This is a genomic window from Streptomyces sp. NPDC005899 (assembly GCF_040629645.1).
Taxonomy (GTDB): domain Bacteria; phylum Actinomycetota; class Actinomycetes; order Streptomycetales; family Streptomycetaceae; genus Streptomyces.
Window position 1 is genome coordinate 1 of record NZ_JBEXWB010000044.1, and the last position, 20,525, is coordinate 20,525.

Sequence of the window (20,525 nt, forward strand, 5' to 3'; positions counted from 1 at the left end):
CTCCTGGCGGGGCGCCGTGCGCCGGGGCGGGCTGCGGGCCGGGGTCGTACGCGGGCGGCGGCGGGAAGGCCGCCTCGCCGTTGCCGTACGAGGGGTACATCGGGTACTCGCCGCTCGGGCGGTGGCTGTCGGTCATGGTCACGAGAGTGGTCGGCGAACATGAGAGCAGCCTGAGCGCGTCCTGAGAAGCCCGGCAGAACCATGTATGCCCGGTGTGAGGAGCCGGCACAGCCGCGCGTGCCCGGTGCGAGAACCCGGCAGGACCTCGCGTGTCCGGGTCGAGGGTCCGGCCGTGCCGCTAACGAGCGGTGTGCGTCGGCTCCCCGCAGCCGCAGGAGCGCCGCACCACCAGCGCGGAGGGGAACTGCTTGAGCCGCTCGCGACGCGAGCCCGAGACCCGCAGCGAGTCGTCCAGGACCAGATCGACGGCCGCCCGGGCCATCGCCGGGCGGTCCGAGAAGACCGTCGTCAGCGGCGGATCGGTCAGACCCGCCTCCTTCACGTCGTCGAAGCCGGCGACCGCGAGCTCCCCCGGCACGTCGATGCGCAGTTCGCGGGCCGCCCGCAGCACCCCGATGGCCTGGTCGTCGGTGGAGCAGAAGATCGCCGGCGGCCTGTCCGGACCGGCCAGCAGGCCGAGCGCCACCTGGTAGGCGTCGTAGCGGTTGTACGGGGCGTGGAACAGCCGCCCCTCCGTCTCCAGGCCCGCCTCCCGCATCGCGCGCCGCCAGCCCTCGATGTGGTCGGCGACCGGGTCACCGACCACGGGGGTCGACTCCGTGCCCCCCAGGCAGGCCACGTAGGCGTTGCCGTGCTCCAGGAGGTGCCGGGTGGCGAGCTGGGCGCCGCCGACGTCGTCGGTGACGACCGCGACGTCGTCGATCGCCTCGGGGCGTTCGTGCAGCAGGACGACTCGGGCGTCCCAGGCCTCTATCTCGGCGGCCGCCCGCTCGCTGGGGCCCTGGCTGACCAGGATCAGTCCGGAGACTCGCATGCCGAGGAAGGCCCGCAGGTAGTGGACCTCGCGCTCGTCGCGGTAGTCGGAGTTGCCGACCAGCACCATCTTCCCGCGCTCGGCGGCAGCCTGTTCGACCGCGTGCGCCATCTCCGCGAAGAACGGCTGCCGGGCGTCCGGCACGATCATCCCTATGAGGTCGGTGCGCCGCGAAGCCATGGCCTGGGCCACCCGGTCCGGCCGGTAGCCCAGCTCCTTGATCGCGGCGAGCACCCGCTCGCGCGTGGCCGGGGCGACCGGCCTGGGTCCGTTGTTGATGACGTAGCTGACGACCGCTGTCGAGGTCCCCGCCAGTCTCGCCACATCGTCCCGCGTCACCTTGGCCACGCGCGGCAGTCTACGCGGATCGACCTACCGCTTGGCAGGCCGGACCGGGGCTTCTTCCGTGACGGCGGCTTCGGCCGGCTGCTCCGAACGGGTGTGGGCCTCGGCGGCCGTGGCGGCCGCCGCCTTGGCCTTGGAGTCGTCGCCCCCGCGGTCCGGCTTCTCGGGGGTGACGAAGCGGTAGCCGACGTTGCGGACGGTGCCGATCAGCGACTCGTGCTCGGGCCCGAGCTTGGCGCGCAACCGCCGTACGTGGACGTCGACCGTGCGCGTGCCGCCGAAGTAGTCGTACCCCCACACCTCCTGCAGCAGCTGGGCGCGGGTGAAGACGCGGCCGGGGTGCTGCGCGAGGTACTTCAGCAGTTCGAACTCCTTGAAGGTGAGGTCGAGGACCCGGCCCTTCAGTTTGGCGCTGTACGTCGCCTCGTCGACCGACAGGTCGCCGTTGCGGATCTCCATGGGGGAGTCGTCGGCGGTGATCTGCTGGCGGCCGGTGGCCAGCCGCAGCCGGGCCTCGACCTCGGCGGGCCCCGCCGTGTCGAGCAGGACGTCGTCGATGCCCCAGTCCGCGGTGACTGCCGCGAGGCCGCCCTCCGTGACCACCAGGATGAGCGGACAGCCCGGCCCGGTGGACCGCAGCAGCTGGCAGAGCGACCGCACCTGGGGGAGGTCGCGTCGGCCGTCGACGAGGATGACGTCGGCACCGGGGGTGTCGACGAGCGCGGGTCCCTCGGCGGGGGCGACCCGCACGCTGTGCAGCAGGAGGCCGAGCGCGGGGAGCACCTCCGTCGACGGTTGAAGGGCATTGGTCAGAAGCAGCAGTGAACTCATCGCCGCCCACCTGCCTGGGTCGTCGGTCGATCGTGCACGGTTCGCTCGCCCATTACGTCGGTCCTCCTCGTTCCCTGCGAGAGGGGCACTCCCGGGTCGGACCCGGGGGAGTATGCGGCACTGCTTCGTACGTCCGTACCGCCGCCCGCCCTGCGGGCGGCCGTCATACGGTTTTCACGGCGCGGCCCCCTGTCCAAGGGTCCGCTGAGGTTGTCGAAACGTCGCCGTAACAACATCCGGAAAGCACAAAAGGACCCGGGGGCTGCATTGCCCGGATCCTCTTCGCAGCAGAATAGCCCACATGAGTTCAGTGTCCGAGGGTCGTTTCCGGAGTTCTTCTGTTCCCTCGATCACGCGGGGCCCCCGGCGCACCACATTGCCGACCGGTGACGGGGTGCGTATCGAGGCGGTGTACACCCCGTGTACGGCGGGTTTTGTGCCTGGGGACGGCGGCGCCGCCGGGCGGACGGCCGTGGTCCTCGCACACGGCTTCACCGGTTCCGTCGACCGGCCTGCCGTGCGGCGGGCGGCGGCGGTGTTCGCCCAGCGTGCGGCCGTGATCACGTTCTCCTTCCGGGGGCACGGACGGTCCGGCGGGCGGTCCACCGTGGGCGATCGTGAGGTGCTCGACCTGGCCGCCGCGGTGGGCTGGGCGCGCTCCCTGGGACACCGGCGGGTCGTTACGGTCGGGTTTTCGATGGGCGGTTCGGTGGTGCTGCGGCACGCGGCTCTGTATACGGAGCCCGAGGTGCCCGGGAGGGCCGGAACGTTTCCCCCGGCCGGTGCGACCGAACGGGTGGAGGGGCGCACAAGGGCGCCCGATGGGCGCGCGGGGGCGCACACGGACGCTGTGGTCGCGGTGAGCTCCCCCGCCCGCTGGTACTACCGCGGCACGGCTCCGATGCGGCGCCTGCACTGGGTGGTCACCCGCCCCGCCGGCCGGTTCGTCGGCCGGTACGGCTTCCGCACGAGGATCCACCGCGAGGACTGGAATCCCGTTCCGCTCTCGCCGGTCGAGGCGGTCCCGCTGATCGAGGCACCCCTGCTCATCGTGCACGGCGACCGGGACCCGTACTTCCCCCTGGACCATCCGCGGATGCTGGCCGCCGCCGCCCGGGACGGCGCGGAACTCTGGATCGAGCGGGGGATGGGGCACGCCGAGAACGCGGCGGACGACGCCCTGCTCACACGCATCGCCGACTGGACGGCGCCGGCGTGCTTCATCATGGACAGCTGACGCACGACGAAAGGGGTGCCGCCATGGCAGCGGGGACGATCCGCTACTGGGCCGCGGCCAAGGCCGCCGCGGGGACCGCCGAGGAGCCGTACGCGGCCGGGACACTGGCCGAGGCGCTCGACGGGGTGCGCGAGCGGCACCCGGGCGAACTGACGCGTGTGCTCCTGCGATGCTCGTTCCTGGTCGACGGGAACCCCGTGGGGACCCGCGGGCATGAGACCGTACGGCTTGCCGAGGGCGGCACGGTCGAGGTGCTCCCGCCGTTCGCAGGAGGGTGAACCGCAGACCATGAGTGACAGCGAGCAGCAGTATCCGTACCCCCACGACCAGGGCTACGGGCAGCCGTACCCGCCGGAGGGGCAGCGGTACGACCAGCAGGGGCAGTCGTACCCGCCGGAGGGGCAGCCGTACGACCAGGGCTACGGGCAGCCGTACCCGCCGGAAGGGCAGCCGTACGACCAGCAGGGGCAGCCGTACGACCAGGGCTACGGGCAGCCGTACCCGCCGGAGGGGCAGCCGTACGACCAGCAGGGGCAGCCGTACACCCCGCAGGGCCCCCGGTACGGCGGCGGGGACGGGGCCGCGGTCCCGTACGGCACCCACGCCTCGTCGTACCCGGGCGCGCCCGGGGCGGTCGTCTGGCCGGAGGGGCACGACCGGCGGCAGCCCGCCCCGCACGCCCATGAGGACCAGGCCCATCAGGGTCACGCCGAGGGCGGTCCCGTCCAGGGGGCCCCGGACGCCGGTGCCACCCAGACGTGGCAGGGCCAGACCTGGGACACGCAGTACCAGCCGACGATCCAGCCGCAGCCGCAGCAGGCCGCCTACCGGCCGGTGGACGAGCAGCAGGCCACACACCCGCCGGTGCACGAGCCGCAGCAGGCCGCTCACCGGCCGATGGGCGAGCCGCTGCCGCAGGCCGGGCCCCGGCACGCCGGGTATCGCCCGGCCTCCCGGCCCGGCCCGCCGGAGAGCGGCGCCCCGGCCGCGTACCCCCTGCCACCGGAGGCCGCCCAGGCACCGGACGCCCTGAGGGTTCCGGCGGCGTCCGCGGCCGGTCCGGGGGCGCCGGCACCGACGGGCGGCCCGGCCGACGACTCCGGGTACAGCGCTCCCACCACCTTGGGCAACAGCCGGATCACCGACGCCCAGCGGGCCCGGGCCGAAGGGCGTTCGCCGATCATCGCGCCCGGGATGCAGCCCGCCGCCGTCACGGCGGGGCTCGGCCTGCTCCTCGCGCTCGGTGCCGCGGTCGGCCCGTACGCCCTGCTCGTGCCGCTGGTCCTGCTGCAGGCCGTGACGGCCGCCGGCTGGTTCCGGCTCAACGGCATGTGGCCGGCCAGGCAGGGCATCGCGCTCGCGTTCGCCGGAGGGTTCGTCGCCGACGTGGTCCTGCTCGTCGCGGGCCGTGACAACGGCCCGGCGGCCATCCTCGGCACACTCGGCGTCTGGGTCCTGCTCACCCTCGTGCTCCAGCTGCGGAGCCACGCCGGGGCCGACGAGCGGATGTACGGCCTGACGGCCACCGTCGCGTCGTCGGCGCTCGCCGTGCTGGCCGTCGGCCACCTGGCGGCGGTGCCGGACGCGGTGACGGTGGGAGGGGTCGCGGTCGCCGTGGCCGTGCTCGTCCGGGCCCTGCCGCTGCCCGGACCCGCCTCGGTCGGCCTGGCCCTGCTCGTCTCCGCCGGAGCCGGCGCGCTGGCCGGGGGATTCACGGACTTCGGCGCGCAGGGCGCGTTCCTCGGAGCGGCGGCCGGTTGCTGCGCGCTGATCGGGCTGCGGGTGGCGAGCTACGACTACCCGTCCCGCTTCGTGCACATGACGGCCGGCGTGGCACTGCCGCTCACCGCCGCGGCTCCCGCGGTCTACCTGATCGGGCGTGCGCTCGCCTGACGGCCCGCGTCACCTCCGCGTCGTCCCCGGCCGGTTCGGCCCCTCCCCGCGAACGCGTGCGGAGGTGGCGGAACCGGCCGGGCCCGTTCCTCGTCGATCACTCCGGGCGCGCCGTGCGGCGGCAGTAGGCTCACGGGCACCAGGGCCCGGCCGGTCGGAGTGGGGAGCAACGGGTATGCGCGCACTGCGAATACTGCTGATCATCGCGGTGGTGCTGGGCGGCGTCTTCGTCGCCGTGGACCGCGCGGCCGTGTACTTCGCGGAGTCGGAGGCGGAGGACAGGATCACTTTCAGCGGTGCCGCAGCGGGTTCCACCGACGTCTCGATCAAGGGTTTCCCCTTCCTGACCCAGATCGCCGGACGTGAGCTGGACCGGGTCGACGTCACGGTCACGGACCTCCGGGCAAGCGCCGCCGGCCGGTCTATCCGGATCAGCGAGATACGCGCCCGGTTGCGTGAGGTGACCCTGGGGGCCGGTTACACGAGCGCGACGGCCTCCCGGGCCGGCGGGACGGCCGTCGTCTCGTACGCGGACCTCACCGCCGCCGCCGACGACGGCGTCACGGTGGCCTACGGCGGCGACGGGAAGGTCAAGGTCACCGGCACGATCCGGATCCCGCTGCTGGACCGCACGGTCTCGCGCAGCGTGCTCTCGACCGTCACCCTGGTCGACGGCTCGACCGTCAAGGTCCACGCGGACAAGGTCCCCGGCGAGGGCATCCCGGGCCTGGAGGGCCTGGTCCGGGAGAAGACCGACTTCGAGCGGGAGATCGGCGGGCTGCCCGACGGCCTGAAGCTGGAGGGCATCGAGGTGACCCCGGAGGGCCTGGAGATCTCGCTCACCGGGTCGGACGTCCGCCTCGCCGGGTGACGCGCTGCGGGCGCGCACAGGCCCGCGGGCCCCGGCAAAGCCGCCGGGGAGCACCGGTACGGCGTCCCGACCCAGCCGCCGGGCCGGGACGGCGAGGCGATCCGGCCGTTGGCCCGGGACGGCGTTTCGACCCAGCCGCCGGCCCCGGACGGCGATCCGATCCAGATGCTGAGACGGTGCCGTCCGGTCCGCAGATGGCAACTCCGCCCACAGCTCACCGCACCTGACCGCCGCACCGCCCCGCCCGCATCCGTCTCGCATGTCGGACGATCGCGTCTCATCATGCGACACGACGGTGACATCTCCGCCCGTACCTCCCTACGATCGGACGCATGAAGCGACAGGCGGACCTCACGAAGCGGCGGGCAGTAGACCTGTGCCGCGTCGCCGCCATGCTCTGTCGCACCTTCTGAGCGGGACCCTCTCCCGCTTCCCCGGCCCTTCGACGTCTCAGGGCCGACCCTCGTGCCGTCCGTGCGCGTCCCGCTCGACGCACCCGCGCGTACGCCCCGCACGCAGCACACCGCACCACCCCGCCGCAGACTGCCCCGGAGGAGAAACACATGAGCCGCGCAGACGTTCTGGTCGACGCCGACTGGGTCGAGGCCCACATCGACGACCCGCAGGTCGCCATCGTCGAGGTCGACGAGGACACCTCGGCGTACGAGAAGAACCACATCAAGAACGCGATCCGGATCGACTGGACGAAGGACCTCCAGGACCCGGTCCGCCGTGACTTCGTCGACCAGGCCGGCTTCGAGAAGCTCCTGAGCGAGAAGGGCATCGGCAACGACACCCTCGTCGTCCTCTACGGCGGCAACAACAACTGGTTCGCCTCGTACGCGTACTGGTACTTCAAGCTGTACGGCCACGAGAACGTGAAGCTCCTCGACGGCGGCCGCAAGAAGTGGGAGCTCGACTCCCGTGACCTGACCGACGCCGTCCCGACGCGCCCGGCCACCCAGTACAAGGCCAAGCCGCAGGACGAGTCGATCCGCGCCTACCGCGACGACGTCGTCAAGGCCATCGGCAGCCAGAACCTCGTCGACGTGCGTTCGCCCGACGAGTTCAGCGGCAAGCTGCTCGCCCCGGCCCACCTCCCGCAGGAGCAGTCGCAGCGCCCCGGCCACGTGCCGAGCGCCCGCAACATCCCGTGGTCGAAGAACGCCAACGACGACGGCACCTTCAAGTCGGACGACGAGCTCAAGGCCCTCTACGAGGACGAGCAGGTCGATCTGTCCAAGGACACCATCGCCTACTGCCGCATCGGTGAGCGCTCCGCGCTCACCTGGTTCGTCCTGCACGAGCTGCTCGGCCAGGAGAACGTCAAGAACTACGACGGTTCGTGGACCGAGTACGGCTCCCTCGTGGGTGTGCCGATCGAGCTCGGCGCCAACAAGTAGTCCGCAGGACCCGTACCGCAACACTCGAACCGCAAGTCACCGACCAGAAGGACAGAACACCATGTGTGGAGCACAGGCCGGCGGCCCGGACGCTTCGACGATCAAGCCCGGCGAGACGACGATCCAGGGCAGCGTGACCCGTGACGGCGAGCCCGTCACCGGCTACGTGCGCCTGCTCGACTCGACCGGCGAGTTCACCGCCGAGGTCCCGACCTCGGCGACCGGACAGTTCCGCTTCTACGCCGCCGAGGGCACCTGGACGCTCCGCGCCCTGGTCCCGGGCGGCACCGCCGACCGCACGGTCGTGGCGCAGACGGGCGGCCTCGCCGAGGTGGCCATCGCCGTCTGAGGCGTGCGTCGGAAGTGACGGCCGGCATCGCCGGCCCGCGTACGGCCGGAGGGCCGCACCCCAGGGGGGTTGGACGCCACCTGATCAGGGGTGCGGCCCTTCGCGCCGTCCGCGATCGGTTCTACCCTGGAGACATGTACGCCCGGCGCCGACGTGCCTACTTCCTGATGATGGGCGGATGCCTCGTCCTCTTCGTCTCCGCCTGGGCGTTCGTGCGCCTCTGGTCGGTCCCCGCGGCCGTGGCGATGTGCGTCGTCGCCATGGTCATCCCGCCCGTGGCGGCCATGGTCGCCAACCGGCGGGGCCCGGAGGACCGCTGGTTCGACGAGACCCCTCCGGGCCGTCCACGGAGCCCGGCCGGCCCCCCTCCGCCGCCTGCCCCGCCCCGCCTGGGCCCGCCGCCTCCGCCGGCCCGCGCGCAGCCCACCGGCGACCCGGAGTCGGACGCCTGGTGGGACGAGCTCGACGGCAGGAAGCGCCGCCCCTGAGCCGGTGGGGGGCGGGCGTCGCCCGGGGTCAGTAGACGAGGGCCTGGGTACCGTCCGCCATGGCCTCCTGCACGAACACCTGGGCGCCCGCGATCCGTACGCCCTCCAGGACGTCCTTCTCCGTGATCTCGCGCCGTGCCGCGCACTGGGTGCACAGCGTGACCCGGCCGCCCGCCAGGATCGAGTCGATGAGGTCGGGCAGCGGCGCGGAGTGCGGCAGTTCGAAGTCGGCGGCCCGCCCCGGCAGGGCGAACCAGGCGGATTCGCCGGTCAGCCACAGGGAGACCTCGACCCCACTGGCGACGGCCACCGCCGCCACGGTGAAGGCCTGCGAGCAGCGCTCGGCGGCGTCGGCCCCGGCAGTCACCTTGATCACGAGCTTCTTGGACATGCACCGAACTGTAATCCGGCGCCGCCGCCGCGTCGGCGGTGCCGTCCCGCCGGACCGTCGTGCCGCGGAAGCGGCTGCTGAGCACGACCGCGCCGGGGAAACCCCGGACCGTCGTGCCGGGCCCCCACCCATTAGGCTGGTGGCCCGGCCGCGTACCGCCGTCACGTCGTTCGTATCGAGGAGCTCCCGTGCTTGAGGCTTTCTTTGCCGCCCTGCTGGTCCTGGTCTGCGTCGGCGTGCTCGCCTTCGCCGTCCTGACCGTGAAGAAGCTGTACCAGGGCCAGCGCTGACCCTCGCCGCACCCCTCCCGTAGCCCCCTCACAGATCGTCTGAGCAGCTCATGATCGAGATTCCGTCCGACCTCCACCCGGACCTCGTGCCGCTGGCCTTCCTCCTGGGCAACTGGGCGGGCGCGGGCGTCTCCGACTTCCCCGGCGCCGAGAAGTGCAACTTCGGCCAGGAGGTCACCTTCAGCCACGACGGCCGGGACTTCCTGGAGTACGTCTCGCACTCCTGGGTGCTCGACGCCGACGGCAACCAGGTCAAGCCGCTGGAGTCCGAGTCCGGGTACTGGCGCATCGACAAGGACCGCAAGGTCGAGATCGTCATGGTCCGCGACCAGGGCATCGTCGAGGTCTGGTACGGCGAGCTGGCGAAGCAGAAGCCGCAGATCGACGTCGTCACCGACGCCGTGGCGCGCACCGCCGCCTCCGGCCCGTACAGCGGCGGCAAGCGGCTCTACGGCTACGTCAACAGCGACCTGATGTGGGTCGGCGAGAAGGCCACCCCCGAGGTCGAGCTGCGGCCGTACATGTCGGCGCACCTGAAGAAGGTCGTCACCCCGGAAGAGGTGGCCGCGATGGCCAAGAGCCTCGGTGACATGCCGGACGACGGGATCGCGTTCTTCAAGTAGGGCCCCCGCGACGGCGGCCCCGGGCCGGTGCGGGCCCCGCCCTACACTGGGGCTGTGGTGAGCACCGACTGGAAGACCGATCTTCGGCAGCGCGGCTACCGGCTGACGCCTCAGCGCCAGCTCGTCCTGGAGGCCGTCGACACACTGGAGCACGCGACACCGGACGACATCCTCGGCGAGGTCCGCAGGACCGCGTCGGGGGTCAACATCTCCACCGTCTACCGGACCCTGGAGCTCCTGGAGGAGCTCGGGCTGGTCAGCCACGCCCACCTGGGGCACGGCGCGCCGACGTACCACCTGGCCGACCGGCACCACCACATCCACCTGGTCTGCCGCGACTGCGCGGACGTCATCGAGGCCGACGTCGGCGTCGTCGCCGAATTCACCGCGAAACTCCGCGACACGTTCGGCTTCGAGACGGACATGAAGCACTTCGCGATCTTCGGGCGCTGTGCCGGCTGCACGGCCGGGGCGGCCCGGGACGAGCGGGCCGAACCGCCCGCCGGGTAGCCCGGTGACGGCCGGTGGAGCGGGTCCGGCCCGCCGCGGCGCGGGTCGTACGCTTGGTCGCATGAAGAGCCCCTTGCTGTCCCTGCCCGGCGCCGTCCCCGCCGAGGGGCGCGACGAAGGCGTCGCCGCGCACTACGGCGACCTGTTCCGCGAGCAGCGCGCACTGGCCGCCGGCGACGGCCTCGTCGACCTCTCGCACCGCGGTGTCGTCACCGTCACCGGCGACGACCGCCTGACCTGGCTGCACCTGCTGCTCACCCAGCACGTCAGCGACCTCGCCCCGAACCGGGCGACCGAGGCGCTCATCCTCTCCGCCAACGGTCACATCGAGCACGCCCTCTACCTCGTGGACGACGGTACGACCGTGTGGATGCACGTCGAGCCGGACACCCAGGCCGAGCTGATCGCGTACCTGGAGTCGATGAAGTTCTTCTACCGGGTGGAAGTCGCCGACCGCACCGAGGAGTTCGCCGTCGTCCACCTCCCCGCCGGTTCCATCACCGAGGTCCCGGACGGCCTAGCCGTGCGGGAGACGGCGCACGGCCGGGACCTCTTCCTGGACCGGTCCCGCCTGGAGGAGTTCGCCGCCGCGCACGGCCCGGTGGCCGGCATCCTGGCGTACGAGGCGCTGCGCGTCGAGTCCCACCGCCCGCGCCTGGGTTTCGAGACCGACCACCGGACCATCCCGCACGAGCTGGGCTGGATCGGCACCGCGGTGCACCTCCAGAAGGGGTGCTACCGGGGGCAGGAGACGGTCGCCCGTGTCCACAACCTGGGGAAGCCGCCGCGCCGGCTGGTCTTCCTGCACCTGGACGGCAGCGAGGTGCACCTGCCCGGCCACGGCACGCCGATCCGGCTCGCGGCCGACGGCGAGGAGGGCCGCCAGCTCGGTTTCGTCACCACGTCGGCCCGCCACCACGAGCTGGGCCCGATCGCCCTGGCCCTGGTGAAGCGCAACGTCGCCGTGGACGCGGAGCTGATCGCCGGGGACACCGCGGCCGCCCAGGAGACGGTCGTCGAGCCGTAGCCCGCCGCGCCCCGGTGCGCACCGGGCCGCCGGTCCTAGACCTCCACCAGCACGGTGAACGGGCCGTGGTTCGTGAGCGAGACGCGCATGTCCGCTCCGAACCTGCCCGTCTCCACCCGGGCGCCCAGGGCGCGCAGCTGCGCCACGACCTCGTCGACGAGCGGCTCGGCGACCTCGCTCGGCGCGGCGGCGTTCCAGGTGGGCCTGCGGCCCTTCCTGGCGTCCCCGTAGAGCGTGAACTGCGAGATGACCAGAAGGGGGGCGTTCACGTCAGAGCAGGACTTCTCGCCCTCCAGGATCCGCAGGGTCCACAGCTTGCGGGCGAGCTGGGCGGCCTTCTGCGGGGTGTCGTCATGGGTCACCCCCACCAGCACGCACAGCCCCTCGCCGATGATCTCGCCGACGATCCCGGTCCCCGGCGGATCGTCCGCGGCCCCCGCCACGCTGACGCCGGCGCCGTCCACTCTCTGTATCACTGCACGCATACAGACCAACCTATCTTGGGCCGAACGGGTACAGAGCACCTGCGTGAACACCCTGCGTAGTGGCACCATGCACGATGTCGGTGTGCCGACGCACCGGTCGAGGGGACGGAACAGCATGAGTACACATGGAATCGGGCCATCACCCGGTGCCGTACCGGCGACACGTACCGACGGTGCCGTGCGGCCACCCGTGCAGCGGACCGGGGCCGAGCCCGGCCAGGGACCGCTGCCCGCGCCACTTCCGGGGCCCCTGGCGGGACCGTTGTCCGTGCCCGGGCAGACCGGGGCCGCCGGAGCGGTGGACGGGCCCGCGGCGCCCCGCCCGCAGGCGGAGTTCCGCGGGCTGCTCCTCCCGGAGCTGCGCACCCTGCGCCGTGACGCCCAGCGCGACGAGGCGGACCTGAGTTACGTACGCCGCCTGGTGCAGGGGCGGATCGACATCCTGCGGGCCGAACTCGCCCGGCGGGCGGATCCGCACTCACCCGTGGTGGACCGGCTGTCGGAGATCCTCACCGACACCCCGTCGGTCCACCGCTCCTCGGCGCGGCACGTCACCCTCACCACGCCGCGCAGTGACGAGTACCGCCGGCTGGCGGCGGACACGCTCGCCGAGGTCGAGCTCTCGGACCTGGACGCCCGGACGGACGAGGAGCTGCTCAGCGCCATGGGGCGGCTCGTGGGCTACGAGCGCCAGGTGTCCCGGCGGCGGCACCGGCTCCAGCGCACCGTCGACGATTGCAGCGCGGAGATCGCCCGCAGGTACCGTGACGGGGAAGCCCAAGTAGACGACCTGCTCGCCTGAAGTGATCCTTCCGGGGGCAGGTCACCGCCCGCCCCCGGAAGGCCACCAGCCACCATGACCTCCATAGCCCCCTCCGTGTCCTCCGCGCCGCCGGTCCTCGCCGAGGTCGTACGGTCCGGTTTCACCGAAGGCCACCACCGGGGGTCGCTGGTGCTGCTGGCCGCCGACGGGAGCGTGGAGTACGCGCTCGGCGATCCGGCGGCCCCGGTGTTCCCGCGTTCGTCGAACAAGCCCATGCAGGCCGCCGCGATCCTGCGGGCCGGCCTCGACCTGTCCGGGGAGCGGCTGGCGCTCGCCGCGGCGAGCCACTCGGGCGAGGACTTCCACCTCGACCTCGTACGCACGATGCTCGCCGAGCACGGGCTGACGCCCGACGACCTGCGGACCCCGCCGGACCTGCCGCTGGACACCGTGGAGGCGGAGGCGTACCTCGCCGCCGGGCGGGTGCGGGAGCCGCTCACCATGAACTGCTCGGGCAAGCACGCGGCGATGCTCGCCGTCTGCGTCCGCAACGGCTGGGACACGGTGACCTACCTCGACCCGGCGCACCCCCTGCAGGTGCTGGTCGCGCAGGTCGTGGCGGAGGCCGCGGGCGAGCCGGTCGCCGCCGTCGGCACGGACGGCTGCGGGGCCCCGCTGATGGCCGTCGGGCTGGTGGGCCTCGCCCGCGCGTTCCGGTCGTTCGTGCTGGCGGAGCCGGGCAGCGCGGAGCGCCGGGTCGCCGACGCGATGCGGGCGCACCCGGAGTACGTGGCGGGCACCCGGCGGCCGGACACCTGGCTGATGCGGGAGGTGCCGGGGACGCTCTCCAAGATGGGGGCCGAGGCGGTCCAGGCGGTGGCGCTGCCGGACGGCAGGGCGCTGGCCTTCAAGATCGACGACGGATCGGTGCGTGCGCTGGGGCCGGTGCTCGCCCGGTCGCTCGAACTCCTCGGCGTGGACGCCCCCGTGGTGTCGCGCATCGGCAGGGCGCCGTTGCTCGGCGGGGCCGCGGAGGTCGGCGCGGTGCGGGCGGCGTTCTGAGGGGTGCGGGCGGCGCTCCGAGGAGCGCCGAATGCGGGCCGTGCTCCGAGGGGTGCCGGGTGCGGGAGGTGTCCTGACGGCGCGGGTGACCGGTCGATCCGCGTGGTGCGCCGGAGTCCGGCCGCTACCTGCCGCCGGGCCGCCGGGCGTGCCGGTACCCGTATCGCCGGGCGGCGGCCGGGGAGGGCGCGGTGGGACGGAGGCGGCCTCCGCGCGAACCTAGGATGGTGGCGAGTGGGTACTGGGGAAGGCGGCTGCGGGTGACGGGTGACGGGACTGTGCCGGGCGGCGGGCGCCGGGTGACGGCGGGGGCCGGCGTGAAGTGCCCCTCGGGAACGGGTGGGCGCCCCTCGGGAGAGGGTGCGGGGTCATGAGCGGCGGTGAGCCCGGGCTGCGCGAACGCAAGAAGCGGCGGACCTACCAGGCCGTCTCCGAGACCGCCATCTCCCTCTTCCTGGAGCGGGGCTTCGACAAGGTCTCGGTGGCCGAGGTGGCGGCGGCGGCCGAGATCTCCAAGCCGACGCTGTTCCGGTACTTCCCCTCCAAGGAGGACCTGGTGCTGCACCGGTTCGCCGATCACGAGGACGAGCCGGCCCGGGTGGTGTCCGGCCGGGCGGAGGGCGTCCGCGCCCTGGACGCGCTGCACCACCACTTCCTGGAGGGCCTGGAGCGGCGCGACCCGGTGACGGGCCTCTGCGACGTGCCGCAGGTGCTCGCCTTCCACCGGCTGCTGTACGGGACCCCGTCGCTCGTCGCCCGGCTCCACGCCTACCAGAGCCGCTCCGAGGAGGCCCTGGCCCGTGCCCTGGACCCCGCGGCAGCGGTCCCGGCACGCCTCGCCGCAGGACAGATCGTCGCCGTGCTGCGCATCCTCGCCGAGGCGAACTGGCGCCGGATCGCGGCGGGCGAGAGCGCCGCAGAGGTGTACGAGGACGCGGTGGCGGCGGCCGAACTCGCCTTCGTACAGCTGCGGAACGGGCTGGGCCAGGTCGGCGTACCCGGGTGAGGTGTGGGGTGACTCGCCGGGACGGCTGCTCGGGGCAGCCCGCCTGACGTCCGCGGACGGCGCCCCGGCACGGTCCCGGCGCGTACCGGGTCCGTGCCGGCCGGTCCCGGCTCGCACCCGCGCCGGGTCCGTCCCGCTCAGCGGCCGTGCCACAGTCGCCCGACGCGGTGGCGGAGGCCACGGCGCGGACGACGGGGCCGTGCAGGCGCCGACCGCCCCCGGTCCACCGGTCCCGCGCCGTCCCCGGTGCCCCGGCCCCACGGACTGCCGGGCGAGAGCATCGGCACCTCGCGTTCGGCCTGGACCCGCAACTCGTGGTGGGCTTCGTGGGCGGTGACGCGGAATGCCTCGTCGTACGCCGCCATGGCCGCGCCGATGGCGGCGCCGGCGGTACCTCGGCGTCGGACGTGGAACGCCAGCCACGAGAAGAGGCCCATGACCACGACCAGACCGCCGACCAGGGCCAGGAGCGGCACGAAGTCACCCATGCGGCGACTCCAGGGGGCCCGCCCCCGCCCGGTCGGCCCGCGACCGCGACCTCTGCCCGGCTCCGGCTCCGGCCCCGGCTTCGGTCCCGGCTGAGGCTCCGGCCTCGCGCGTCCGGGGCGCGTCGCCCGCCGTGAGCCTCTTCTCGAACCACAGATGGGCGTACGGCTCCGAGTTGAAGGCGGCCACCTCCTGGAAGCCGAAGGAGCGGTACAGCCCGATCGCCGGGCCGAGGGCCCGGTTGGTGTCCAGGCGCAGGACGTCCCGGCCGTGCGCGGCGGCACGTGTCTCCAGCTCGGTCAGGAACCGGCGCCCGAGGCCGAGGCCGCGGGCCTCCGGAGCGACCCACATGCGCTTGACCTCGGCCGGGGCCTCGCGCGGCAGCTTGAGACCGGCACAGCCGATGGGCTCGCCGTGCATCCTGGCGACGAGGAACAGGCCACTGGGGGCCCGTAGTTCTCCCGCGTCGGGCAGCAGGCTGCGGGCCGGGTCGAAGCCGGTGTCGAAGCGGTCCTGGAGTTCGGTGAAGTAGGCGTGCAGGCAGCGCCGGGCATCGGGATGGCCGGGGTCGACGGCGTCCAGGGTGACCGTCGAGGCGGTCAGCAGCCGGGAGACCTCCCCCATGGCGCCCACGAGCCTGGCGCGCTGCGCCGGGTTGAGCGGGTCCAGCAGGGAGCGGGCCAGTGCGTCGCTGCGCCCGTCGAGCGCGCGGCGCTCGGCGCGGCCCGCCTCGGTGAGCCCCGCTACCCGCACCCGCCTGTCGCCGGGGTGCGGCTCGACGGTGACCAGGCCGTCGGCCTCGAGGGCGCGCAGCAGCCGGCTGACGTAGCCGGAGTCGAGACCGAGGCGCTCGCGCAGGCTTCGTACGTCCTGGCCGTGCTCGCCGATCTCCCACAGCAGCCGGGCCTCACCGATGGGCCGGCCGCTGCCCAGGTAGTGGTCGTGGAGCACGCCCACCCGCTCGGTGACGATGCGGTTGAACTCCCGGACCTGATCGATCGCGTCCATTCCCTGACCTTAGTCAGGGACAGGGCCGGATGCCAGGTGCGCGCGGCCGAAGTCCGGGAGCCGTGTCACTTCCGCCAGAAGAGGTGGTGCGTCACGCCGCTGGGGCTGGGCACGACGTCACGGTGGAACCGGTCCAGCAGTTCGTCCGGGGACTCCCAGAGCCGGGACCCCGCTCCGGTCCGCACGTCCGAGACCGCCACGTGGAGGGTGTCGACGAGGCCGGCGTCGAGGAACTCCCGGATCACGGTCGCCCCACCGCCGAGCCGCACGTCCTTGCCCTGCGCCGCCTCGCGTGCCTGCTCCAGGACCGACGCCGGGTCACCGTCGACGAAGTGGAACGTCGTGTCGGAGAGTGTGAACGACGGACGCTCGTGGTGGGTCATGACGAACACCGGGGTGTGGAAGGGGGGTTCGTCCCCCCACCAGCCGCGCCATTCGTCGTCCTGCCAGGGGCCGCGCTGGGGGCCGAACTTGTTGCGGCCCATGATCTCGGCGCCGATGTTGTGGGAGAAGTCCCGCGTGAGGTAGTCGTCGAGACCACGGCTCCCTCCGGGGTCGGTGCGACCGGGCCAGCTCGCGGTGGCGCGGCACCAGGCGAACATCGTCTCGGGGTCGGCGCTCCCGAAGGGCCTCTCGAGGCTCTGGTGCTCGCCGGAACCGAATCCGTCACGTGAGACGTTGAAATTCTGTACTCGGAGCAGCTGGGCCATGCGCTTCCTCCTTTGTTCCGCCGGCGGAACCACGACTGTTCCGCCGAGGACTGCGACTGTTCCACCGACAGGGCTATGACCGCCGGAACCACGCGAACTCATCGCTGCCATGCGGCCTGACGCTCCTTCGTCCGGGTGGACGACGAGGTCGCCGAGACCGACCGCGTCCGGGCGGCGGGGCACCATCCGGGACGAGCACCGCTTCACCGGGTCGGCCCCCGCCACGGTCTGCGGGACGCGGACTTCGACACCCTCACGGCGTGGCTGGGGTCAAGGTGCCGGCCCTCGGGTACGTGCGGGCATCTTCGCGTTCGTCCCCCCGACTGCCGTGGCCCGGCACCCGTGACGGCCCGACCGGGCGTGCCGGGACCCGGGCTGCCGCCAGTGCACCGGGCCACGGTCCGCCCGAACCCGCGCATGCGCTCAGGGGCGCCCATGGCCTGGAACACTTTTGCAAGCGAGCGCTTGCAGAAGTTAGCAAGGGTGGTGCACCATCGAGGCATGGCATCACTCAACGTCGGCAATCTCGGTGAGTACCTGCGTGAGCAGCGGCGTACGGCGCAGCTCTCCCTGCGGCAGCTCGCCGACGCCGCCGGGGTGTCCAATCCGTATCTCAGCCAGATCGAACGCGGGCTGCGCAAGCCGAGCGCCGAGGTGTTGCAGCAGGTCGCCAAGGCGCTGCGGATCTCGGCCGAGACGCTCTACGTGCGCGCCGGGATCCTCGACGAGCGGGAGCGGGAGGAGCTGGAGACGCGGGCGGTCATCCTGGCCGATCCGTCGATCAACGAGCGGCAGAAGAACGTACTGCTCCAGATCTACGACTCCTTCCGCAAGGAGAACGGTTTCGAGGTCGTGGCCGACACCGGCGCGGAGGTCCCCGGTGCCGCGGACGCGGGGAGCAGAATCGTTCCCGACGCGGGAAGCCGTGCCGGCGACGAGAGCGGAACCGGCACGGAGGCCCGCGGGCCCCGCACGGCCGGCGGTAGTGATGCAGACACGCCAGAAACGCCCCAGAACTGACTTCTGATGATCCGGGAGGACCACAGTCATGGCCATCACCGATGACCTGCGTAAGACCCTCACCGACCCGACCCCCCTCTACTTCGCCGCGGGCACGGCCGATCTGGCCGTGGAGCAGGCGCGCAAGGTACCGGCACTGATCGAGCAGCTGCGGGCCGAGGCGCCCGAGCGCATCGAGGCCGTGCGCAACACCGACCCCAAGGCCGTGCAGGAGCGGGTCGCCGCGCAGGCGCGGGAGGCGCAGGCCACCGTGCAGGCGAAGGTGACCGAGGTCTTCGGTTCGCTGGACACGGACCTGAAGAAGCTGGGTGAGACCGCCCAGGACCTGGCCCTGCGCAGTGTCGGTGTCGCCGCGGAGTACGCGGTGCGTGCCCGGGAGACGTACGAGAAGGTCGCCGAGCGCGGCGAGCAGAGCGTGCGGTTCTGGCGGGGCGAGACCGCCGACGAGATCGTGGAGATCGCCTCCGTCGTCGAGGCGGACCCGAAGCCCGTCCCGGAGCAGAAGTCCGACGCGCCGGCCAAGCCCGTGTCGGCGGGCACCGTCACGGTGAAGAAGCCGGCGCCGAAGGCCGCCGAGTCCAAGGCCGCGCCCGCGCGGGGGGCGACGCCCGCCAAGCCGGCACCGGTGCGCAAGCCCGCGGCGAAGAAGCCCACTCCGCCGTCCGCGAAGTAGCACGAGAAGCAGTATGAGAAGCAGTACGGCCCGTGCGCAGGTGTACGGGAGCGAACGGGCGCCCCGCGGGTGTCCGGGCGGGCTCCGGGCGTCTTTCGAGGTGCCGGCGCACGGTTCGGGCACCTTTGGGGGTGTCCGGGTCGTTGTCCCGGTACCTTGGCCGCGAGGCGCGCCCATCCACTGACTAGGCGGTGTTCACCCGTGTTGCTCGAAGCGTTCGGCTCGGTTCTCCAGCTGCTGTACCTGGCCATGCTCGTCCTGGCCGTCGTCGCGCTGGTCTTCGCGCTGACGGCGCGGGAGGACGCCTACCGGGCGGCTGACAAGCAGAAGAAGTCCTTCTGGCTGATCATCCTGGGGATCACCGTCTTCGTGAACCTCGTCATCCCGATCCTCTTCCTGCAGATCGCCGGAGTGATCGCGTCCATCGTCTTCATGGTGGACGTGCGGCCGGCGATCAAGGCGGTGTCGGGCGGCGGTGGCCGCCGTGGAGGTTCCAGCAGTGACGGACCCTACGGTCCGTACAACGGCGGGCGCTGAGCGCCCACGGGCGAGGCTTGGGCGGGGCGGGAGCGCGGGGCGCTCCCGCCCCGCCGGTGTATGCGGGACTCGTCGCGTTCCAGCAGCAGGACCGCCACGTCGTCGGTGAGGTCGCCGCCGTTCAGCTCCTGGACCTGTGTGACGGTGGCCTCCAGCAGTGCCTCGCCGCCGAGCCCCTGGTCCAGCCGGCTGTCGACCAGGGCGACCATGCCGTCCTGGCCGAGCCGCTGCGTCGTCCCGGACGGGCCGACGCGCCCCTCGATGAGCCCGTCGGTGTACATCATCAGGCTCCAGGACCCGCCCAGCTCGACCTGACGGCGCGGCCACCGGGCCCGCGGCAGGAGGCCGAGCGCCGGACCGCCGTCGTCGTACGGGAGCAGGTGGGCCGCCCGGCCCCGGCGGGCGATGAGCGGTGCGGGATGGCCCGCCAGACAGAGCCCGGCGCGCCGGCCGTCGGGGGCGATGTCCACGGTGCAGAGCGTCGCGAAGATCTCCTCGCTCTGCCGCTCGTGCTCCAGGACCTGCTGAAGGGTGGAGAGGAGCTGGTCGCCGCACAGCCCGGCCAGGGTCAGGGCCCGCCAGGCGATGCGCAGCTCGACGCCGAGCGCCGCCTCGTCCGGCCCGTGACCGCAGACGTCGCCGATCATCGCGTGGACCGTGCCGTCCGGCGTGCGGACGGTGTCGTAGAAGTCACCCCCGAGCAGTGCGCGGCTGCGGCCGGGCCGGTAGAGGGCGGCGAAGCCGAGATCGGAGCCCTCCAGCAGCGGGGTGGGCAGCAGCCCGCGCTCCAGGCGGGCGTTCTCCTCGGCACGCAGGCGTGACTCGGTCAGCTGGTGCTGGGCGGTGTCCGCGCGCTTGCGTTCCACGGCGTAGCGGATGGCGCGGCTGAGGAGGCGCCCGTCGAGCTCCCCGCGGAAGAGGTAGTCCTGGGCCCCCACCCGTACGGCCTCGGCGGCCCGCTCGGCGTCGTGCTCGGCGGTGAGCGCGAGGACGGCGTGGCGTGGGGCGATGCGCAGGACGTACTTGAGGGTGGCCAGCTCGTGGGGGAGCCCGGTGCCGTCCTCGCGGCCCTCGGCGCGCGCTCCGGCGGGTGGTGAGAGGTCGAGGTCGAGCAGGATGCAGTCGACGTCGTCGGTGAGGAGCCGGGCCGCTTCGGTGAGGTTGCGGGCGGTCCGGACGCGGATCCGCGATCCGGCGGCGGACGGCAGTTCGGGAACGGTGAAGGTGCCCGCGGGGTCGTCCTCGATCACCAGGACGGTGAGGTCGGTGCCGTGAGCGGTCTCCGCAGCGGAAGCGGCACGTTGCTGCGGTACGGGTACGGGCATCGCGGGCATCGGTTCGGGTTTCCTTCCCTCCCCCCGAGGGTGCGGCGGACGACGATCGACGACCCGCCAGACGGGGACGATAGCGGTCCGCGGCAGGGGAACGGAATGGTGTCCGAAGACCGGCCGCTGTCGTACGCGCGGCCATAAGCCGCGTCCTGCCACGGATCCGGCGGGATCGTCGGGCCCGCAGCGGGCGCT

General features: G+C 72.9%; 25 protein-coding genes and 1 pseudogene. 17 read left to right on the forward strand and 9 right to left on the reverse strand.

Annotated elements, in window-relative coordinates:
- The 3 genes and pseudogenes from ABZ371_RS08600 to ABZ371_RS08610 form a co-directional block, all read right to left on the reverse strand.
- Nucleotides 1-136, reverse strand: a pseudogene (locus ABZ371_RS08600) (serine protease); the annotation flags it as partial.
- Nucleotides 137-298: 162 nt separating this feature from the next.
- Nucleotides 299-1,342 (reverse strand): LacI family DNA-binding transcriptional regulator, encoded by a 1,044-nt coding sequence (locus tag ABZ371_RS08605; RefSeq protein ID WP_358675411.1) that lies wholly within the window; start codon nucleotides 1,340-1,342, stop codon nucleotides 299-301.
- A 24-nt stretch (nucleotides 1,343-1,366) separates the two neighbouring features.
- Entirely contained in the window at nucleotides 1,367-2,170 is an 804-nt protein-coding gene (locus ABZ371_RS08610; protein ID WP_358675414.1) for a response regulator transcription factor, read from the reverse strand.
- A 301-nt stretch (nucleotides 2,171-2,471) separates the two neighbouring features.
- Between ABZ371_RS08610 and ABZ371_RS08615 the strand changes: the two genes are divergently transcribed.
- The 8 genes from ABZ371_RS08615 to ABZ371_RS08650 all read left to right on the forward strand — a co-directional run bounded on the left by ABZ371_RS08615 (nucleotide 2,472) and on the right by ABZ371_RS08650 (nucleotide 8,411).
- Nucleotides 2,472-3,407, forward strand: a complete 936-nt coding sequence (locus ABZ371_RS08615; RefSeq protein WP_358675417.1) for an alpha/beta hydrolase — start codon at nucleotides 2,472-2,474, stop codon at nucleotides 3,405-3,407.
- Between the two features lie 23 nt (nucleotides 3,408-3,430).
- The gene (locus ABZ371_RS08620) at nucleotides 3,431-3,685 is read left to right on the forward strand and encodes a MoaD/ThiS family protein (RefSeq protein WP_358675420.1); all 255 of its coding nucleotides are present in this window, start codon (nucleotides 3,431-3,433) and stop codon (nucleotides 3,683-3,685) included.
- Between the two features lie 10 nt (nucleotides 3,686-3,695).
- Nucleotides 3,696-5,300 (forward strand): hypothetical protein, encoded by a 1,605-nt coding sequence (locus ABZ371_RS08625; RefSeq protein ID WP_358675422.1) that lies wholly within the window; start codon nucleotides 3,696-3,698, stop codon nucleotides 5,298-5,300.
- A gap of 175 nt (nucleotides 5,301-5,475) precedes the next feature.
- Nucleotides 5,476-6,171 carry a DUF2993 domain-containing protein gene (locus ABZ371_RS08630; RefSeq protein WP_358675425.1) on the forward strand — a complete coding sequence of 232 codons (696 nt, stop codon included), beginning with the start codon at nucleotides 5,476-5,478 and terminating at the stop codon, nucleotides 6,169-6,171.
- Between the two features lie 332 nt (nucleotides 6,172-6,503).
- Entirely contained in the window at nucleotides 6,504-6,584 is an 81-nt protein-coding gene (locus ABZ371_RS08635; RefSeq protein ID WP_350310325.1) for a putative leader peptide, read from the forward strand.
- A 150-nt stretch (nucleotides 6,585-6,734) separates the two neighbouring features.
- A complete protein-coding gene (locus tag ABZ371_RS08640; RefSeq protein WP_358675428.1) occupies nucleotides 6,735-7,574 on the forward strand; it encodes a sulfurtransferase in 840 nt (279 codons plus the stop codon).
- 61 nt (nucleotides 7,575-7,635) lie between these two features.
- On the forward strand, nucleotides 7,636-7,923 hold the full coding sequence (locus tag ABZ371_RS08645; RefSeq protein WP_014154938.1) for a DUF1416 domain-containing protein: 288 nt from the start codon (nucleotides 7,636-7,638) through the stop codon (nucleotides 7,921-7,923).
- A 134-nt stretch (nucleotides 7,924-8,057) separates the two neighbouring features.
- A complete protein-coding gene (locus tag ABZ371_RS08650) occupies nucleotides 8,058-8,411 on the forward strand; it encodes a DUF3099 domain-containing protein (protein WP_358675431.1) in 354 nt (117 codons plus the stop codon).
- Between the two features lie 28 nt (nucleotides 8,412-8,439).
- On the opposite strand, the gene ABZ371_RS08655 is transcribed toward ABZ371_RS08650, so the two are convergent.
- Nucleotides 8,440-8,802, reverse strand: coding sequence for a DsrE family protein (locus ABZ371_RS08655; protein WP_358675434.1), 363 nt, complete (start codon nucleotides 8,800-8,802; stop codon nucleotides 8,440-8,442).
- A 340-nt stretch (nucleotides 8,803-9,142) separates the two neighbouring features.
- Here ABZ371_RS08655 and ABZ371_RS08660 point away from each other — a divergent pair, with 340 nt between their 5' ends.
- From ABZ371_RS08660 to ABZ371_RS08670, 3 genes are all read left to right on the forward strand, one after another.
- Complete coding sequence (locus tag ABZ371_RS08660; RefSeq protein WP_358675437.1) at nucleotides 9,143-9,715, forward strand: FABP family protein; 573 nt, start codon at nucleotides 9,143-9,145, stop codon at nucleotides 9,713-9,715.
- A gap of 54 nt (nucleotides 9,716-9,769) precedes the next feature.
- Nucleotides 9,770-10,225: a transcriptional repressor gene (locus tag ABZ371_RS08665; RefSeq protein WP_358675440.1), complete on the forward strand. Its 456-nt coding sequence runs from the start codon at nucleotides 9,770-9,772 to the stop codon at nucleotides 10,223-10,225.
- 61 nt (nucleotides 10,226-10,286) lie between these two features.
- Nucleotides 10,287-11,252 (forward strand): folate-binding protein, encoded by a 966-nt coding sequence (locus ABZ371_RS08670; protein WP_358675443.1) that lies wholly within the window; start codon nucleotides 10,287-10,289, stop codon nucleotides 11,250-11,252.
- Between the two features lie 35 nt (nucleotides 11,253-11,287).
- Here ABZ371_RS08670 and dtd read toward each other — a convergent pair whose 3' ends face one another.
- Nucleotides 11,288-11,737 (reverse strand): D-aminoacyl-tRNA deacylase, encoded by a 450-nt coding sequence (gene dtd / locus ABZ371_RS08675; protein WP_358675446.1) that lies wholly within the window; start codon nucleotides 11,735-11,737, stop codon nucleotides 11,288-11,290.
- Between the two features lie 115 nt (nucleotides 11,738-11,852).
- Here dtd and ABZ371_RS08680 point away from each other — a divergent pair, with 115 nt between their 5' ends.
- From ABZ371_RS08680 to ABZ371_RS08690, 3 genes are all read left to right on the forward strand, one after another.
- Nucleotides 11,853-12,539 (forward strand): ABC transporter substrate-binding protein, encoded by a 687-nt coding sequence (locus ABZ371_RS08680; RefSeq protein WP_358675449.1) that lies wholly within the window; start codon nucleotides 11,853-11,855, stop codon nucleotides 12,537-12,539.
- 54 nt (nucleotides 12,540-12,593) lie between these two features.
- On the forward strand, nucleotides 12,594-13,562 hold the full coding sequence (locus ABZ371_RS08685; RefSeq protein WP_358675452.1) for an asparaginase: 969 nt from the start codon (nucleotides 12,594-12,596) through the stop codon (nucleotides 13,560-13,562).
- Between the two features lie 370 nt (nucleotides 13,563-13,932).
- Nucleotides 13,933-14,568, forward strand: a complete 636-nt coding sequence (locus tag ABZ371_RS08690; protein WP_358675454.1) for a TetR family transcriptional regulator — start codon at nucleotides 13,933-13,935, stop codon at nucleotides 14,566-14,568.
- Between the two features lie 137 nt (nucleotides 14,569-14,705).
- Here the strand turns inward: ABZ371_RS08690 and ABZ371_RS08695 are convergent, their stop codons facing one another.
- The 3 genes from ABZ371_RS08695 to ABZ371_RS08705 all read right to left on the reverse strand — a co-directional run bounded on the left by ABZ371_RS08695 (nucleotide 14,706) and on the right by ABZ371_RS08705 (nucleotide 16,772).
- Nucleotides 14,706-15,056, reverse strand: coding sequence for a hypothetical protein (locus ABZ371_RS08695; RefSeq protein WP_358675456.1), 351 nt, complete (start codon nucleotides 15,054-15,056; stop codon nucleotides 14,706-14,708).
- On the reverse strand, nucleotides 15,049-16,062 hold the full coding sequence (locus ABZ371_RS08700; RefSeq protein ID WP_358675458.1) for a helix-turn-helix domain-containing GNAT family N-acetyltransferase: 1,014 nt from the start codon (nucleotides 16,060-16,062) through the stop codon (nucleotides 15,049-15,051). The genes ABZ371_RS08695 and ABZ371_RS08700 overlap by 8 nt, the downstream gene beginning before the upstream one ends.
- A 65-nt stretch (nucleotides 16,063-16,127) precedes the next feature.
- On the reverse strand, nucleotides 16,128-16,772 hold the full coding sequence (locus tag ABZ371_RS08705; protein WP_358675460.1) for a dihydrofolate reductase family protein: 645 nt from the start codon (nucleotides 16,770-16,772) through the stop codon (nucleotides 16,128-16,130).
- 501 nt (nucleotides 16,773-17,273) lie between these two features.
- On the opposite strand from ABZ371_RS08705, the gene ABZ371_RS08710 reads away from it, so the two are divergent.
- From ABZ371_RS08710 to ABZ371_RS08720, 3 genes are all read left to right on the forward strand, one after another.
- Nucleotides 17,274-17,792 (forward strand): helix-turn-helix transcriptional regulator, encoded by a 519-nt coding sequence (locus ABZ371_RS08710; RefSeq protein WP_358675462.1) that lies wholly within the window; start codon nucleotides 17,274-17,276, stop codon nucleotides 17,790-17,792.
- 28 nt (nucleotides 17,793-17,820) lie between these two features.
- Nucleotides 17,821-18,465: a hypothetical protein gene (locus ABZ371_RS08715; protein ID WP_358675465.1), complete on the forward strand. Its 645-nt coding sequence runs from the start codon at nucleotides 17,821-17,823 to the stop codon at nucleotides 18,463-18,465.
- A 201-nt stretch (nucleotides 18,466-18,666) separates the two neighbouring features.
- Nucleotides 18,667-19,002 (forward strand): DUF2516 family protein, encoded by a 336-nt coding sequence (locus ABZ371_RS08720; RefSeq protein WP_358675468.1) that lies wholly within the window; start codon nucleotides 18,667-18,669, stop codon nucleotides 19,000-19,002.
- Here the strand turns inward: ABZ371_RS08720 and ABZ371_RS08725 are convergent.
- A complete protein-coding gene (locus ABZ371_RS08725) occupies nucleotides 18,975-20,327 on the reverse strand; it encodes a fused response regulator/phosphatase (protein WP_358675498.1) in 1,353 nt (450 codons plus the stop codon). The genes ABZ371_RS08720 and ABZ371_RS08725 overlap by 28 nt on opposite strands.
- Between the last annotated feature and the right edge of the window lie 198 nt (nucleotides 20,328-20,525).

What these genes read in the sequence shown, in the direction of transcription:
- ABZ371_RS08610 (WP_358675414.1), bottom strand. Translation starts at nt 2,170, where the DNA reads ATGAGTTCACTGCTGCTTCTGACCAATGCCCTTCAACCGTCGACGGAG.
- ABZ371_RS08615 (WP_358675417.1), top strand. Translation starts at nt 2,472, where the DNA reads ATGAGTTCAGTGTCCGAGGGTCGTTTCCGGAGTTCTTCTGTTCCCTCG.
- ABZ371_RS08620 (WP_358675420.1), top strand. Translation starts at nt 3,431, where the DNA reads ATGGCAGCGGGGACGATCCGCTACTGGGCCGCGGCCAAGGCCGCCGCG.
- ABZ371_RS08625 (WP_358675422.1), top strand. Translation starts at nt 3,696, where the DNA reads ATGAGTGACAGCGAGCAGCAGTATCCGTACCCCCACGACCAGGGCTAC.
- ABZ371_RS08630 (WP_358675425.1), top strand. Translation starts at nt 5,476, where the DNA reads ATGCGCGCACTGCGAATACTGCTGATCATCGCGGTGGTGCTGGGCGGC.
- ABZ371_RS08635 (WP_350310325.1), top strand. Translation starts at nt 6,504, where the DNA reads ATGAAGCGACAGGCGGACCTCACGAAGCGGCGGGCAGTAGACCTGTGC.
- ABZ371_RS08640 (WP_358675428.1), top strand. Translation starts at nt 6,735, where the DNA reads ATGAGCCGCGCAGACGTTCTGGTCGACGCCGACTGGGTCGAGGCCCAC.
- ABZ371_RS08645 (WP_014154938.1), top strand. Translation starts at nt 7,636, where the DNA reads ATGTGTGGAGCACAGGCCGGCGGCCCGGACGCTTCGACGATCAAGCCC.
- ABZ371_RS08650 (WP_358675431.1), top strand. Translation starts at nt 8,058, where the DNA reads ATGTACGCCCGGCGCCGACGTGCCTACTTCCTGATGATGGGCGGATGC.
- ABZ371_RS08655 (WP_358675434.1), bottom strand. Translation starts at nt 8,802, where the DNA reads ATGTCCAAGAAGCTCGTGATCAAGGTGACTGCCGGGGCCGACGCCGCC.
- ABZ371_RS08660 (WP_358675437.1), top strand. Translation starts at nt 9,143, where the DNA reads ATGATCGAGATTCCGTCCGACCTCCACCCGGACCTCGTGCCGCTGGCC.
- ABZ371_RS08670 (WP_358675443.1), top strand. Translation starts at nt 10,287, where the DNA reads ATGAAGAGCCCCTTGCTGTCCCTGCCCGGCGCCGTCCCCGCCGAGGGG.
- dtd (WP_358675446.1), bottom strand. Translation starts at nt 11,737, where the DNA reads ATGCGTGCAGTGATACAGAGAGTGGACGGCGCCGGCGTCAGCGTGGCG.
- ABZ371_RS08680 (WP_358675449.1), top strand. Translation starts at nt 11,853, where the DNA reads ATGAGTACACATGGAATCGGGCCATCACCCGGTGCCGTACCGGCGACA.
- ABZ371_RS08685 (WP_358675452.1), top strand. Translation starts at nt 12,594, where the DNA reads ATGACCTCCATAGCCCCCTCCGTGTCCTCCGCGCCGCCGGTCCTCGCC.
- ABZ371_RS08690 (WP_358675454.1), top strand. Translation starts at nt 13,933, where the DNA reads ATGAGCGGCGGTGAGCCCGGGCTGCGCGAACGCAAGAAGCGGCGGACC.
- ABZ371_RS08695 (WP_358675456.1), bottom strand. Translation starts at nt 15,056, where the DNA reads ATGGGTGACTTCGTGCCGCTCCTGGCCCTGGTCGGCGGTCTGGTCGTG.
- ABZ371_RS08700 (WP_358675458.1), bottom strand. Translation starts at nt 16,062, where the DNA reads ATGGACGCGATCGATCAGGTCCGGGAGTTCAACCGCATCGTCACCGAG.
- ABZ371_RS08705 (WP_358675460.1), bottom strand. Translation starts at nt 16,772, where the DNA reads ATGGCCCAGCTGCTCCGAGTACAGAATTTCAACGTCTCACGTGACGGA.
- ABZ371_RS08710 (WP_358675462.1), top strand. Translation starts at nt 17,274, where the DNA reads ATGGCATCACTCAACGTCGGCAATCTCGGTGAGTACCTGCGTGAGCAG.
- ABZ371_RS08715 (WP_358675465.1), top strand. Translation starts at nt 17,821, where the DNA reads ATGGCCATCACCGATGACCTGCGTAAGACCCTCACCGACCCGACCCCC.
- ABZ371_RS08725 (WP_358675498.1), bottom strand. Translation starts at nt 20,327, where the DNA reads ATGCCCGTACCCGTACCGCAGCAACGTGCCGCTTCCGCTGCGGAGACC.